This is a genomic window from Paenibacillus artemisiicola (assembly GCF_017652985.1).
GTDB lineage: Bacteria > Bacillota > Bacilli > Paenibacillales > Paenibacillaceae > Paenibacillus_Z > Paenibacillus_Z artemisiicola.
Genome location: NZ_JAGGDJ010000003.1, coordinates 60,931 through 75,180 on the forward strand (window position 1 = coordinate 60,931; position 14,250 = coordinate 75,180).

At 53.0% G+C, this 14,250-nt stretch carries 13 protein-coding genes; 3 read left to right on the plus strand and 10 right to left on the minus strand.

The window, feature by feature from the left end; genetic code table 11:
* Positions 1-314 precede the first annotated feature (314 nt).
* The 3 genes from I8J29_RS06120 to I8J29_RS06130 form a co-directional block, all read right to left on the minus strand.
* Positions 315-515 carry a hypothetical protein gene (locus I8J29_RS06120; RefSeq protein WP_208846802.1) on the minus strand — a complete coding sequence of 67 codons (201 nt, stop codon included), beginning with the start codon at positions 513-515 and terminating at the stop codon, positions 315-317.
* A gap of 129 nt (positions 516-644) precedes the next feature.
* Positions 645-884: a hypothetical protein gene (locus tag I8J29_RS06125; protein WP_208846803.1), complete on the minus strand. Its 240-nt coding sequence runs from the start codon at positions 882-884 to the stop codon at positions 645-647.
* Between the two features lie 357 nt (positions 885-1,241).
* Entirely contained in the window at positions 1,242-7,136 is a 5,895-nt protein-coding gene (locus tag I8J29_RS06130; protein ID WP_208846804.1) for a LamG-like jellyroll fold domain-containing protein, read from the minus strand.
* Positions 7,137-7,372: 236 nt separating this feature from the next.
* Between I8J29_RS06130 and I8J29_RS06135 the strand changes: the two genes are divergently transcribed.
* Together I8J29_RS06135 and I8J29_RS06140 are read left to right on the plus strand one after the other, a co-directional pair.
* On the plus strand, positions 7,373-7,813 hold the full coding sequence (locus I8J29_RS06135; protein WP_208846805.1) for a hypothetical protein: 441 nt from the start codon (positions 7,373-7,375) through the stop codon (positions 7,811-7,813).
* Positions 7,814-8,283: 470 nt separating this feature from the next.
* Positions 8,284-9,042 (plus strand): histidine phosphatase family protein, encoded by a 759-nt coding sequence (locus I8J29_RS06140; RefSeq protein ID WP_338113068.1) that lies wholly within the window; start codon positions 8,284-8,286, stop codon positions 9,040-9,042.
* 425 nt (positions 9,043-9,467) lie between these two features.
* Here I8J29_RS06140 and I8J29_RS34415 read toward each other — a convergent pair whose 3' ends face one another.
* Positions 9,468-9,755, minus strand: a complete 288-nt coding sequence (locus I8J29_RS34415) for a DUF421 domain-containing protein (RefSeq protein ID WP_338113071.1) — start codon at positions 9,753-9,755, stop codon at positions 9,468-9,470.
* A 187-nt stretch (positions 9,756-9,942) separates the two neighbouring features.
* Here I8J29_RS34415 and I8J29_RS06145 point away from each other — a divergent pair, with 187 nt between their 5' ends.
* Positions 9,943-10,428, plus strand: a complete 486-nt coding sequence (locus tag I8J29_RS06145) for a cupin domain-containing protein (RefSeq protein ID WP_208846806.1) — start codon at positions 9,943-9,945, stop codon at positions 10,426-10,428.
* Between the two features lie 201 nt (positions 10,429-10,629).
* Here I8J29_RS06145 and I8J29_RS06150 read toward each other — a convergent pair whose 3' ends face one another.
* The 6 genes from I8J29_RS06150 to I8J29_RS06175 are packed head-to-tail and all read right to left on the minus strand — an operon-like array spanning position 10,630 to position 14,170.
* Positions 10,630-11,334 carry a VIT1/CCC1 transporter family protein gene (locus I8J29_RS06150; RefSeq protein ID WP_208846807.1) on the minus strand — a complete coding sequence of 235 codons (705 nt, stop codon included), beginning with the start codon at positions 11,332-11,334 and terminating at the stop codon, positions 10,630-10,632.
* A gap of 20 nt (positions 11,335-11,354) precedes the next feature.
* Positions 11,355-12,023: a hypothetical protein gene (locus I8J29_RS06155; protein ID WP_208846808.1), complete on the minus strand. Its 669-nt coding sequence runs from the start codon at positions 12,021-12,023 to the stop codon at positions 11,355-11,357.
* Positions 12,024-12,028: 5 nt separating this feature from the next.
* The gene (locus I8J29_RS34585; RefSeq protein ID WP_208846809.1) at positions 12,029-12,448 is read right to left on the minus strand and encodes an RnfABCDGE type electron transport complex subunit D; all 420 of its coding nucleotides are present in this window, start codon (positions 12,446-12,448) and stop codon (positions 12,029-12,031) included.
* Positions 12,430-12,858 carry an RnfABCDGE type electron transport complex subunit D gene (locus I8J29_RS06165; RefSeq protein ID WP_208846810.1) on the minus strand — a complete coding sequence of 143 codons (429 nt, stop codon included), beginning with the start codon at positions 12,856-12,858 and terminating at the stop codon, positions 12,430-12,432. The genes I8J29_RS34585 and I8J29_RS06165 overlap by 19 nt, the downstream gene beginning before the upstream one ends.
* Entirely contained in the window at positions 12,855-13,766 is a 912-nt protein-coding gene (locus tag I8J29_RS06170) for an FAD:protein FMN transferase (protein ID WP_240545954.1), read from the minus strand. Before I8J29_RS06170 ends, I8J29_RS06165 begins: the two co-directional genes overlap by 4 nt.
* The gene (locus tag I8J29_RS06175) at positions 13,763-14,170 is read right to left on the minus strand and encodes an FMN-binding protein (protein ID WP_240545955.1); all 408 of its coding nucleotides are present in this window, start codon (positions 14,168-14,170) and stop codon (positions 13,763-13,765) included. Before I8J29_RS06175 ends, I8J29_RS06170 begins: the two co-directional genes overlap by 4 nt.
* Between the last annotated feature and the right edge of the window lie 80 nt (positions 14,171-14,250).

A 14,250-nucleotide genomic window follows, 5' to 3' on the forward strand; every position in this document is an offset into this window, starting at 1 on the left:
TTCAGCCTCCATAGCTACGGATTTACATTCGCGTACCGTCGCCGCGCCTGTGGCGCGCAACGATTTTGAAAAGGCTTACATATCTATTCTAGAGTGAAACGGAGCCGGTTTATATATACAAAAGTACGATTTCGGGTAAAAATATACGATGTTGCGCGTTAATAGAGCTGTCGTCATCTTGGAGTTCTCTCGGCGTTCTCTCGGAGCTATTCTGGAGTCGTCCCGGAGCAAACCAAAAAGCCAGTCCGATCCAGGAATCGATCGGACTGGCTTTGTACGGCATGGAGGATCGCACGAAATGCGTGCATGAAGGATCAAGGCAAAGTCGGCGGCGCCTCCGTGCATTTGGGGCTGCCGTTTATCGGATGAAGCGCGCCTTCCTTTTCGATCCCCTCAAATGAACGCGCCTGGATGCTATAGGCCTGCTCCGTCTCAAGCGCCTTGCTTTTCCATTCGCCGAATCTAGCCGAGTCAAGCCCGAGCTGTTCGACAATGGCCGCGATATCCAACTTCATTCGTTTCCCACTCCCATTACGGTTCTCTTTACCATCAAACCATACCATTGCTGAACGATAAGCCGTCAGCCTGTAGCCATCCTCTGTAAGCCGGCTCCGCATCCCATAGTAGCGCCACCGCTTCGGCAACTACGCGGTCACGGGGCTTTCCTTGTACAGTTCTAAAGCGAGCGCTTTCATAAAATGCGTATCATTTCCAAAGGCCGGGTCCAGCATCGGCAAGCCGTTGCCGGTCAGCCGCGGCGCATCGGCCCCCGCAGCCGCCGCCGGCGAAACCGCGGCGCTTCCCGTTGTCCCCGCGAGCAGCACGGCCGCAAGCAGCATGCCCCTTGTCCATTCCCTTGTCATGTCCACCAACCTTTCCTTCAAAGCGCGCGCTCCCTGATTTTACAGACGCTTCCAGATTTCGAAAGTTGCGGCAGGATAAAAAAAGCCGTCCGAACCATAACGCTAAGGCGCTCTTCTTCCAACGGAAATGAGATAAGCGGCATTTTGATGTTGCGCCGAAATTTGGTTTTAACAAGAACGCTAGTATATACCAAAAAAAGCCGCGATGGTAAGCACCGATATGGCGTCCCTCGGCCGTATGCAGAACGCGCCGAAAGGGCGCAATTCTCTACGGACAGTACCTTCTTTCGGCGGGCGGGTTATCCGGGATGGGCGAGCGAAATAAAAAACTTAACTAAAAAACCGGCTTGCTTCCGCAAGCCGGTTTTTTGCTTATGCTTACAGAGAACGCTTCAGAGCCTCGATGCTCAGCAGCAACCGATCCGCGAAGGCGGCGTCGATTTTCTTGCCTTTTTCCTTGTTGATATCCTTTTCCAGCTGTTTGAAATCCTTCGCTTCCAGCTTGCCTTTCGCTTGATCCTTTTGAATGTGGTCGATATCCGATTGCAGCGACTTCACGGTCTTGGCATCGGCGATCAATCCGCGGGTTTGCGCGAGCGCGATCAGTTCGTCTAATTGCGCGACTTCCATCGTGATGTTCAAGCTGAACGTCTGCGTCGTTCGATGGCCCAGATTATCCGTCGCCGTAACGACGATCGGATACGTTCCGGCCGCGAGGCCGAGGGGATCCGCGGAAACCGCCACGGCATCCGTGCCGGATGTCGACTTGCCGTTAAAGGAGGCGGTCAACGATTGCAAGCCGCTTCCGCCGTCGCTTGCGGAGAACGCGATCGACACCGCTTCCGTTTGGAGGAACGACAGCTCGCTCGGCCCCACGATTGCCGGCGGCGTCGAATCGATCGTGACAAGGCGTTCGCCCGTTACGCCCGATCCGTCCTTCGCCGTGGCGACGACTTTGACTACGCCGTCGGCAGCCGCGGTCAGCAGGCCGGTCTCGTCGATCGTCGCCTTGTCCGTTGCGCCGCCATTCGCGCCGACGACCGCCCAGGAGACGGATGTATCCGTCGCGTTGTCCGGCGTTGCGGTTGCGGTCATTTGCGCCGTTTCTCCCAGCTCGCCGATCATCGATGCGCTCGTCACGCCGATGCCGGTAACCGCTATGGGCGCGTTGCCCGGCTTATCGTCCGGGTTGCCGATGACAGGAACATACGTGCTCTCGTTCGGCACGGAGATCGTCATGGGCTCGGTGTAGCCGCAGATGCCGAAATATCCCGCGCTCGGAAGATAATTGTTCTCGTCGAGCCAACTCGCGACGATCGCGTCGCCTGCCTTGACGCGGATCCACACGCCGTAGTCGGTGTTCACGATGCTGACTTTCACGAGCGTGTCCGTATACGCCGGCACGAAGCCTTTGTTGTCCGCCAGCGCCGATCTGCCGTCATCCGACAGAATGGCTGCGCCGGGCTTCCAGAGCTCCGGCCAGTGCTGAATCTCAAAGGAGCCCTCCTTGAAGATGACGCTGTATTTCGCGCCGCTCCATGGGTTGTTCAGAAGATCCTCCTCGGTCGGAGCCCGCAGCGTAAAGTTGGGGAACGCCCCCGTGTTCATGCCGGATTCAAAGCCCACCGCGAACTCCGCGTCGCCGAATGTCCGGTCGGTGTACCCGGCGGTTGCGCTCCCGACCGGGGTCAGCCGGGTATCGCTATTCGCCCAGGCGATGGAAGACCCGGATGTCCAGTTGGCCTTATCCGCGATTACGGAGCGCATATCCACATATTCGGTCACGCGTCCGAGTGCGATGGCGGATTCCGTCGCCAGACCGAAGTAGCCGGGGGTCGAGACGTTTAAGTTGCTTTCGTCGCGGAAGGAGAACAGCGTATCGTCCCCGCTCTTGAGGGTCACGGTTACGCCGCCGTTACCGCTGCCGTTGCTGTCATCCCATACCGAGCCGGCCTTCAAGAGCCGGTCGTTGATAGCCACCTGCCACTGGCCCAGCCGGGTGCTTGTGCCGCTGTAATAACGGGTCAGCGTGGCGGTCGTGCCGTGAATCGCGATCTCATACCGATTGGCGGTCCGCGTCGCCGCGTTGGCCCGGAGTATAAGGTTCAGGTCGAGCGCGTCAAGCTTTTCATGCTCGCCGAGTTTCAAATAGAAGTCCTTGTCTCCGTACTTCTCCCGGGTGTAGAACGCGGCGGCGGTTTGACCGGGCTGCGCTTCCAGCGCGAGGCCGGTCGGTTCGTCCTTCGCGAACGAGGATTGGCCCGCTGTAGTCCAATCGGAATCCTCGTACAGCATATCGTCCAGGAGTGCCACCGGCGAGTGAAGCATCGGGTATAGATCGTCGCTAGGCGGCGCAAGGTCGGGCACCAGATCGGCGCTCACAACCGAGAAATCGTCTATCAGCGCCTGCGAGCCGGAGGTTGTCTTTGTCGCATAAATCGTCGCTTCTCCGGTCTGGTCCGCGGTGAATGGAATCGAAACCGCTCGCCATGCGGGCCTATTCGCATCGCCCTTAAGGGTATTCGGACCGACGCGCACGCCGATTTCCACGTTTTGTCCGGCGGCCTCGCTGCCGCTGCCCATCCGGGCAAAGCCGCGCAGAACATAATCCTTGCCGGGCTCCAGACCGGTTATGGTCTGCTCCAGGCCGATATTCTGACCGGTCAGCGCCACGGCGTACTGCTCGCGGGCATGCGCGTTGTCGGCCGATGAAGAGGCTTGCACGAGGGATGCGCTTCCCGTCCCCGTCTTGTTCCAATAAGGCAAGGTGCCCATGCCTTGGACGTCGAGCCGCGGCCACTCGAACCCGCTGTTGAACAGCAGGTTTCGGTTCGCGTAGGGCAGGAGCCGCGGACCTCCGCTGACTTCGCCGGCCGTTACCGGCGTATCCTGCACGCCCGCGTCCCAGTTGTCTCCCGGCTGATAGGCGCCCGCGCCGATCGCGCCGGAACCGGCTTTCAGGGTAAAGTCATGCGCAGCCGGGTCGGTAAAGGTGGCGGTGCCGTCGACGTCGTCTTCCGGTCTGCTGTAATTGTCCTTCACGACCGCGCCGGCGTTGACGTTATCCGTGCCCACGCCGCGGGAATCCACGATGTTGTTCATGTAGACGTCCATATAGGCGTCCCCGGGGGAGTTCGTGTACATTTCAGGGTTCGGGTGAGCCGTTGCTCCTTGGTAGACCGTGTTGTTGAACGCGGATACGAACTCCGAGCTGGCGTTTACGAACATCGCCGCCCAGGGCAAATTCCAAAACACGTTATGGAACACTTGGGCGTTCTTGCCGCCCAGGTCAAAATACACGCCATTGGAAAATTCGCTGTGGGAGTCATGGATGTTGTTGTGGTGAATTTGGCTGTTTCCCATATCGGTATAAGCGAAGTACATCAGACCCGCGTCGGTGCTGTGCCAGTTGCCGTCATGGATGTCGTTGTACGAGATTTCGCTGGCGTAGAAGCTGCCGCCGATCAGCGTGCCGCTGGCGTTATAGACCTCGTTGCGGCTGATCAAGTGATTCATGCCCGAAACGGTGATCGCGAACGTAAACATGGTCGGGCCGGTAGTCGCGTCGTGGAGCTTGTTATTGACGATCTTGTTGCCCTCGCCCTCGACGGTGACCAGCGCGCCGGCGGAATACGCGATCTCGCTGTTGATCAAGGCGTTGTTCTTGCCGCCCACGATGATGCCGCCCCGCTCATCGTCCGGGGACAGGAATTCGGTGACGTACTTGGCCGTCATATGATCGACGACATTGCTCACGCCGTTACGCATGGTCAGGTTGGAGCCGTTCAGGTCGATGCCTTCGATATGGATATACTTGCGGCCGGACAGATCCAAACCCCATTCGCGCGCTTTGTAACGAATATCCAGCTCGTTCGGGTTCATGCCGTTCGGGAGCTGGACATACAGGGTTTCGCCGCTCTCGTCATAGAACCATTCAAATGGCGCGTCCAGAGCGGCCATTGCGTTTTGGAGATAGTAATGGAAATCATTACCGGAAGCGTAGCCGGTCGGCCCTAGCTCGTAGAAGTCGAGGTTCGCCAGATTCAGCCAGCCGGGCGTGGAGGAGACGACTTCCGCGCCGGATAAGTTCCATCCGCGGTTGTCCATGCCCACGATGGCCGCGCCGTTCCATGTACCTGCGGGCTGGTTCAGCTCGGGGTCGCGCAGCTTGCCCGCCGGGGTAGACCATCCGCCCGTGCTGGCGTTCTCGCCGTCGAACGCGTAGGTTAGCCAGTTCGGACGGTAGTACGCGTCTTCCTTCGCCACGTTCGGATACCGTGCCGGCAGCATGGCTTCGCCGTTCGCAAAAATTTGATTGCGGTAATTGCCCATCGGCAAGCGCATGTTTACTTTCCATAGGTTCGCGTCGTCGGCGTCGTATTCCGCCGCGCCGGGGTTTGACGCCGTCTGCCATTGCTCGGTGATCAGGTTCGCGCCGGAGATGACCGCTTTCTCGCCGCCGCCCGTTTTATAGGTAATGGGATGATCCGCCGTGCCGTTGTATTTCGGACGTACGGATTCCTCGTAGACGCCCTCGCGGATGATGACGGTTTCGCCGGGCAGCAGGACATCGGCTGCCTTCTGGATCGTAAGGAAAGGCTCGGCTTCCGTACCCGGATTGCCGTCGCTGCCGGTCTTAGCCACATAATAGGTCTTGTCGCCCACTTGATCGGTGTCGGCCGGATCCGCCTGCTGGCCGGTGCCGTCCGTATTGGGCGCTCGGTTATAGAGCGCTTCTTGCGCGGCGTCGCCAAGAGCCGAAGGGAAGACCGAAAGCTCATCCAGGAGGCCGGTGTACGCGCGTCCCTGATAGCCATTCCCGCCGAACCACTTGTAGGCTTGCAGATTGATGGGGGCAAGGGAAGTATACTTTTTTTCGCCGATCATCGCGCCGTCCGCATACAGCTTGATTGTCAGCTCCGTCGCACTGTAAACGTACGACAGATAGTGCCAATTGCCGTCCGCCAGATTCCCAGCCGTCGCGGAAAAGCCGCCATCCCAACCGGCATTGTCCGATCCGACAACCAAGAAGTCGATCGTGGTGTCCGCGTAATGGTTTTCCTCGGTGCCCCATTTGATATTCCACCAAATATCTCCGTTAGGCAGCCCCCAATCGCCATGGGTCCCTCCGTAAGGCGGGGCCATTAAATAACTGACTTTTCCCACATCCTGGATTTCGGCGGGGATCGTAGGCTTCACCCACACGCCCATGGTAAGATCCGTTAAGCTCGCGAACGGATCCCCGTAGTCGATCGTGAGCCCGCTCGCGCCCCTGTCTTCCGAGGAGATCGCGGAAGTGCCGCCCCGGCCGTTGTTGCCGGTATCCCACGAATAGTTGTGCAAGGTGGCCGTCAGACCGCCCGTAAGGGCGCCGGAGGTCGTACCGTTCCCCTCATTGAAGGGGAAGAGGTTCTCGCCTTGGAAGGGATCCTCCGGATTGCCGCCGCTCGTATTGGGCGCCCTGTTATAGAGCGCTTCGTGCGCGCCGGCGTCGAGAACCGCGGGGAACACCGACAGCTCATCCAGGAGGCCGGTGTACGCGCGCCCCTGATAGCCATTCCCGCCGAACCACTTGTAAGCTTGCAGATTGACGGGGAATGTGGACGCGTAGGTCTTCTCGCCGATCGGACTGCCGTCCACATACAGCGCGACCGTTTTCGCCGACGCGCTGAACGAGAACGCCAGATAGTGCCAGCCGCCGTCGGCCAGGTTCCCCGCCGGCGCGGACATGGTGCTCCCCCACTCGGAACCGTCCGATCCATAAGATAGGAAGCTTATGCTGGTGTCGGCGAAGGTATTGGCATCGGTGCCCCAGTCGATCCCCCACCAGATTTCGCCGTTGCCGAATCCCCAATTGCCCGTGGTACCGCTATATGGCGGGGCCATTAAAGAACTGGAGGTTCCCGGACTGGGAGCCGAGGGCTTCACCCATACGCCCATGGTCAAATCGGTTACGCTCGCGAACTCGGCACCGTAGTCGATCGTGATCCCGTTCTTGCCCGTTTGATCGTTGGAGATGGCGGGCGTGCCGCCCCGGCCGTTCGGATCCCGCGCATAGTTGTCTAAGGTAGCCGTCAGACCGCCCGTAAGGGCGCTGGAGGTCGGACCGTTCCCCTCGTTGAAGGGGAACAGGATCTCGCCTTGGAACGGATCGCCGCCGGCAGGGGTTTCCGCGAAAACCGTCCCCGGCAGCGTCATTGCCGCCAGCAAAACGCTAAGAACCAAAGATGTCAGACGTGAAGCCAAGCGTAACGTCCGTTTGCGCTTGTTCATAGTGTCATCCCTTCTATGGCAGATTTCGTAAATGGATCCTCGTTCATCCTCATGGCAAAGGCACACGATCGAATCACAAGCAGACTTCACTTCAATTCCTAAGCTGTCCCCCTCTCGACGGTCGACATCCCGTTTGCAGCGCCAAAAAGCCGCCGCAATCTCCAAAAGCCAGGTGTCCAGACGCAGCGCGGATGCATGGTCAACTTGTATTTTAGTGTCAGCACGACAAGGAGAAAATGAACTTTTCTACGATTTTCGGACCAGACCGGTTGAAGCTCCATTTTTATTCCGAGCGTAATCAAGCCAGCAAAAAAAAACGGCTGCCCTGGTCTGGCAGCCGTTCGGTATCGAGGCTGACTAAATTTCCCATGCTGCGGTCATTTGCGATCGTACAAGCATCACGGCTCGAACGTACCGACTTCTCGCATTGCATCATCGCTTCATTGTCATTATCCGCCGCAGCCACAAGCAGGCACTCGCTGCCCACAGTTAATATTATTAATTGCGTATTGAAAATGGCTCTCCAACAGCTGCAAAAATACCCGCTTGTATCAATAATGCTAACAGGAAGGTCTTCCATGTTTTGCAATATTGATAAATCAACATTTGTGCAACAGGAACTAAAGACAAATCAAAAGGAAAAGAAATTAGAGTATGGTAGTAGTTTTATAGGATAAACCCACATCCCAATTTCTGCACCAAGATCGTCTGTAAAGGAAGTAATTATTAGCACCAGAAGTCCAAAAAACCAAATTGGCGCTGCTCTTTTACGATCAATAACCACCTGGCTAAATTCAGCCTCTCGTCATTCAAATACTTGCCGTTACTTGTGATAGGACTCATTCCAATTGATCCTCAACTTAACTGTTTAATTGAAACAATACTAACGTCGGCCGTTATCACATTATTGCGGTTCAAGTTATCGATCACATATTTAAAGTGCGTGTCTTGTTGAAAAGACCGTATCGCTCAATTGCTGACTCTTGAATCGCTGTTGCGGCCGTTACAGTTCCAATAACCTTCAACCTTGAATCCAACCGACTTGTTCAATCGTAATATGCGCACATTCAGTTAGAAATCGAATAAAATGTGTTGATTCAGTATGAAGGTTGTTTAGTGTAATGCCACACTTTGAGGAGAGTTCACCTTGACTCATATAATAATCAATGGAATGGTTTGGAATTCGGAAAAAATGGAACGTTATCACTTTAATCAGGCAGAGCTATTCAGTAGGTTGAAATTGGCATCAGCTGCCTATCCGATTTTATGTAATGAATATGCTGAACATCAGTTTATGAATATGGATTTGGCTCACCGATATAAAGCTATGGCAGTAAATCAATATCGCAATCCATTCGTAGTAGCCCAAAGATCACTATTAGATGACCTGCGTAGAGGGGGTTATATACTCTATACAAGGCACGGAGAAGCAACTTTAGGACATGATCAACCAAACCTGAATTTTCAGGATTGTATGACTCAAAGAAATCTTTCCGACGAAGGAAGACGCCAAGCAATCGCCTACGGGGATTCAATACGGAGATTACGTATACCCATCTCCTTGCCGGTAGAAGCCAGTCCTTTTTGCAGGACGATTGAAACAGCAGCATTGGCATTTGGAGGAGAGAATGTACAAGTAGACCCGAATGGATATGATATATATAGGCTGAGCAGTGGTAGCTTGAGTCCCAGAGAACAATCAAATATATTAAATAAACTCTTGACGGTATTGGAAAAACAGCCGCCCCAAGGCAGCAATCAAATTATTATTTCTCACAGCTTTCCGCCGGGGGTTGGATTAGGTCAAATTCCGAACCTAGGAACCGTTGTAGTGAAGCCAAACGGATTGGGTAACGGATATAATCTAATCGACAGAATATCTCTAGAGGAACTGGAGGGCCAGTGAAAGACGTCGTCGAAGACATTATGTTACAAACAAACGAATTTGTACGTTCTCCGAATCCGTCGTAACGATGCTGGCTATCACTATCTTGAGCAAAAAGGGCAAACTTGATGTAAGTCTTGCACGGCATTCTTCAAACGCAGTCATTCAGTATGTCGCTCCCGATACATTATTCACAGTAACGGCGTGCGATTAGGTGACCCTCAGCAGGACAAATGGATCACTCAACATCAATGGGATGCTTAATTTCATCTTTATAATAATCCAAGTACAACTGACCGTGTCTTCCCCTGACCGCATAGAACACATCTTCCACGGTAACCTTGTGTGATTTAAGCACATTCATGAACCAGTCCTGAGAGATATGGTTGGAAATGAAATTTTCGTGCAGCATTTGTACGTCTATTATAAGTTCGATTGGAAACTGTTCAGAATCCGTTACCTTCAGCCCACATTCGTAATTTCCTGCTTCTAAGAATTACTTTCGATAAGATAAATGAAGTAACCGTAAACACGGTAAAAGATATAAGAAGGTGCGAGATATTTATTTTTTCGTTGAATGCAAAATTAGCTGCTATTGCGCCTAATATCACAGCTGTGACAAACTCATGAAAATTCATGTTCGATGATGTTTGTTTGCCTAGAATTCTCGTGATAATAAGCAAAATTAAAAAGGCGGAGATGCTTCGGAGCAATATCACCAGATGATCCATCATTGCAAATGACTCCTTCCCGTTTCCACAGTACAACTATATCCATGAATTTAAAGTCCCCCTTTACAGAAAAATTATCCATTATCAGCCACGACGATAATAAGTTATGTCCTGAGCTCATGTTACCAAGAACTAGGCAGTTGCATAGGATAAAAGGTCTTCTGTAATCTAAACTGAAGGGAGCTTGAGTATGTATCCTCACTTGCATCAATGGCAAAAACCAATCGAACACCATTGTCCTTCGTACGACTACGGCACCCAACGAACCTTCCAACAATATGGAAGTTTACCATTACATGATTATGGAACAAGGCCATTGGTTGTGAATATTAACCTTGCTGCCAAGCAAAACAACAATTACCGTACTGCTTTATGGACAGGGCAATTTTTTCAAATCACTTTAATGACTATTAACGTAGGTGAAGACATAGGTCTGGAAATGCATCCTACAACTGACCAGTTTATAAGGATTGAACAAGGTCAAGGGCTAGTTCAAATGGGCGATTCCAAAGATCATTTAGATTTTCAAGCTATGGCCTATGATGACTATGCAATTGTTGTACCGGCTGGAAAATGGCACAATGTCACCAATATAGGTAAGGTTCCTCTTAAGGTTTATGTCATTTATGCGCCGCCTCATCATCCGTTTGGAACTGTTCAGGAGACGCGTCCATGAACCTGAGAAAATAATAGCGATCAAAAAGCGGGCGATTGTCGAATGCGTGCAACGGCATAGCCTACAGCAGGAAAACTCCAAAATGTTGGGTTTCTGCCCATATACATTTTGGAGTTGTTTGTTATTGGACGGATATAAACTTGTAAGAAATAAAACGTGACAATCTCGCACATAGATGCAAAGCTGCAATAATTAGTGTGATTACGTAATTATCTTAGCGACCAAATATGCGATTCCCGCTGCAATGCCGCCGACAAGCGCGGTTTGAACAGCGCTTTTGAGCGGCTTTGAACCCGTGAAATTACCTTTGACATAACCGAAAATGAACAAAGCAATTAAGGTTGAGACGACGGAAACCAGCAAGGCCGTAACGGCACGATGGATGATCATATAGGGAATTAACGGAATGAGCCCACCCACAATATAGGATATACCAATGGTTAAGGAGCTGTTTCGGGCTCTTTTAGGCTCGGGCTTTTCAAGCCCAAGTTCGAGCTTCATCATGAAATCAACCCACCGATCGGAATCTGCGCTAATTTCCTTTACCGCCAGCCTAACGTTAGTTTCCTGAAGCCCCCACCCCCGTAACACTTCAGCGACTTCCTCCCTTTCGCGTTCCGGAACCTCAATGATCTCCTTCTTTTCTCTCTCCAATTCGTTGAAATAATGCTCCCGTTCTGTCCTCGCGGCCAAATAGCCGCCGAGTCCCATGGCGATCGAACCGGCTGCAATCTCAGCAAGACCGGCGATGACGACGATGTTCGTACCAGGGACGGAGCTCGAGAGACCGGCGGCGAGCGCAAACGGAACCGTCAGTCCATCCGACATTCCGATTACGATGTCCCGAACGGCGTCAGATGCGGTGAAATGATGTTCACGATGAATGGAATGATCTGAATGGCTCATACGATTCGCTCCCTACAGTCTTAACTTTGATTTGAGTTATCTTGAACGGTTTGCTTTGTTCGATTCGCCGGCTTTTCCAGCAGATAAACGATGCCTCCGACCGCGAGCGTTGCCGCAGAGGCAAGAACCGCCGAGCCTCCGGCATGCAGCCAGAGCACGGGGAGCCATAACAAGCCGAGTGTACGGTGCACGGACCGCATCCATTTGTTCCGGATCTTAGTGATGAAATAGCCGTAACCGGTCAAGGCGAGTAAAATGGCAAACCCGGCAAGACCCGTATATACATGCTCATCGTATATTTTCGTGACTACGAAATAGCTTCCATGGACGACGATCAGGATGAACGTTGTCCAGCCAAGCAGATTATGCAGCGAATACAACAGCTTTCCGGCTTGACGGACGAGCCTCGACGCAGACTTACGCTTTTTCTTAAACCAAAGCCACGAGAAGCTCGCTGCACCCGCAAATAAAGCGATCGTACCGAAAGTGGAAAAATAACCGCTTACTGCAGAATCTTCGCCTCTATCTGGCCGTAGTCCCCCCGGAGACACCGTCCCGTCTCCGCCTTTCGGGAAACGTGGATGAAGTTCTCCCTTGGATGGGGCGTAAATGTAGTAACATAAGACAAGAACGGCCGCTACGATGAGAGCGATGAACGCCGGAATCCATACTTTTTTGCTTTTGCTCATGGCAATCACCTCGGAGAAGCGGATATTGGATTCGACGTCGGTTTAGAGGACGAATTGGGCCGGTTCACGGATAATCGCTGCCTTACCACATGAAACACATTTCCGGCCATGAGCCCGATAAAGAGATACATTAAGCCACCATAAAGCCCATATACGATGGCGGCGGTTGCCGCTGCAATTATTCCGAACCAGATTTGATCCCTAGTCTTGGCCGGCGAAGTCGGGGGATCCGTCAACATGAAGAAACCGAAAAACAATGTTGCATTTATAATCGGTGGACGCAATGCATCCGCGGTATCCCCTAGCTGAAGGTATCCCAACAACAGCTGCAGCAAGAAGTATGTGCCGAAGAAGGCGAAAATCTGCGGATACTTCCGCACTCTATTCGTAATCAGGTAACCGCCGATTAGAAGAAGCAGTCCCATGCGGGTAGATCACCGAATGCTCCCCACCAGCATTGTTCGGAATGAAACACCATCACAGCTAGAAGCAATCCGAACGCCGCTGGGTTCAGTACAGGTTTTTTCTTGTAGACGAGCATGTGCTTGGACGAAATGGCGAACACTGCCGTTGCCACGACGATCAGCGGTGCGGTGTGCGTACCTAAAATCAAGGCGATAATGAGCCCGGTAATGACGGCGCCATCCGGCATCATTCGTTTTCGCTTTTCGAGCAAGCAGCAGACGACGTCCAATGCCAGTGACACGATTACGCCAAGCAGGCTATTCGCGACTCCCTTTATATCTTGCGACAAAACGGAGGCCATTAGTAAATTGACAATTATGGCCATGATTACATAGCTCTTCGGCGTTTTTATCCATTGACCCGCTGTCATTGTATGCCTCCTCCAATCCGGACAACCTGCAGTCCCGGAGTGACCAGCAATCCATCTAATTCGGCATCTTCAATGAACCGTCGACCCTCTTCGGCACCTAGGACAAATGCGGCGGTCGAGTACAAGTCAGCCATCATCGCGTAAGGTGCGATCACGCTGCAGCTGATCCAATCGTTTGGCGATTGCTTTGAAGCGGGGGCGATCAAATGGTGGATGCCGGCCGTACTGGGACTTTTGCGTTCGTAGCTCCCGGATGTACATACCGCCCCCTGACTCATATCGATCGCGGCAATGAAATGATCCTGATGGATCGGGTGCCGAATGCCGACTTTCCACGGTAACTCTTGGTCGTTGACGCCTTTGGCGTATAGATCGCCGCCTGCATTAATAACAAAACCAGCCGCGCCGTCCAGCTTATTCAGTTCATGAGACGCCAGGTCGACAGCAAAACCCTTGGCAGAAGCGCCTAAATCGAGGACCATCGGTTTAAGCAAACGAAGGGTCCGTTCCTGCTCATCCAGAATGACATCCTGATAGGACACGTGCTCCGCCGCCCGGCTCTCGATAACCCCGCCCGTTAAATAATGACGGTTAAAGCCGTATGCTTCCATGATGCTCCCGATCGTCGGGTCGAACCTTCCCTTCGTCATCCGAGCCATCTCCAGAGCTGCATGAAGAGGTTCATACAAAAGCGGGCTGATTCGGACCGGCATTTCGCGCTGTAAGCAAGCCTTCATTAACTCGCTGTCGGCGGAAAACCGGCTGCACGCCTGCTCGACGCTGCGAAATACCTCAAAAGCACGGTCAATGGCAAGCTCCATCTCCTCCCTGCTTGTCAGCTCGTTATAGACGATTTTCATATCGACAACGGTACCCATCATCAGTTTGGCTTTGTGCATCGTCTTCATGCGTTCATCGCTTGCGCTAGGGCATCCTGTACCGCATCCTCGAAAGCAGCCGTGCTATACGTAGCGCCGGAAACATTATCCACTTGCGGGTTTTGGGTCTGCACCACTTCGTTTGGTAAATCAACGACATCGCTTTCGGCATAGTGCATCTCGAAATCGCTGATTTCAACATCCGTGATCCGATCTTCCTTAATTGTGACTTTCACCTGTATCGAACCTCGGCGATTGCTGCCCATCCCCGTAAAGACACCGTCATTATACATCCGATTAGACTGGCTGGTGTCAAGTTGGACTTGCGTCTGCGGTAGCGGCTCTATGGACGCTTGAGATTCCGTAGTGAAAAAGCCCGCGGCATAAACCGCCGTAATAGCCGTTGAACAGAGAACGACCCATTTCTTGCTCATGTTGGCCACGCCCACTCCTCCAGTTCTTTCAACGTTGGTACGTCAATCCTCAGTATAAACGGGCAACCTTTAAATTTTTT

Coding starts and splice junctions, on each gene's coding strand:
- I8J29_RS06150 (WP_208846807.1), bottom strand. CDS start 11,334: ATGAGCCATTCAGATCATTCCATTCATCGTGAACATCATTTCACCGCA.
- I8J29_RS06170 (WP_240545954.1), bottom strand. CDS start 13,766: ATGAAGACGATGCACAAAGCCAAACTGATGATGGGTACCGTTGTCGAT.
- I8J29_RS06145 (WP_208846806.1), top strand. CDS start 9,943: ATGTATCCTCACTTGCATCAATGGCAAAAACCAATCGAACACCATTGT.
- I8J29_RS06175 (WP_240545955.1), bottom strand. CDS start 14,170: ATGAGCAAGAAATGGGTCGTTCTCTGTTCAACGGCTATTACGGCGGTT.
- I8J29_RS34585 (WP_208846809.1), bottom strand. CDS start 12,448: ATGGGACTGCTTCTTCTAATCGGCGGTTACCTGATTACGAATAGAGTG.
- I8J29_RS34415 (WP_338113071.1), bottom strand. CDS start 9,755: ATGATGGATCATCTGGTGATATTGCTCCGAAGCATCTCCGCCTTTTTA.
- I8J29_RS06130 (WP_208846804.1), bottom strand. CDS start 7,136: ATGAACAAGCGCAAACGGACGTTACGCTTGGCTTCACGTCTGACATCT.
- I8J29_RS06120 (WP_208846802.1), bottom strand. CDS start 515: ATGAAGTTGGATATCGCGGCCATTGTCGAACAGCTCGGGCTTGACTCG.
- I8J29_RS06135 (WP_208846805.1), top strand. CDS start 7,373: ATGAACTTTTCTACGATTTTCGGACCAGACCGGTTGAAGCTCCATTTT.
- I8J29_RS06155 (WP_208846808.1), bottom strand. CDS start 12,023: ATGAGCAAAAGCAAAAAAGTATGGATTCCGGCGTTCATCGCTCTCATC.
- I8J29_RS06165 (WP_208846810.1), bottom strand. CDS start 12,858: ATGACAGCGGGTCAATGGATAAAAACGCCGAAGAGCTATGTAATCATG.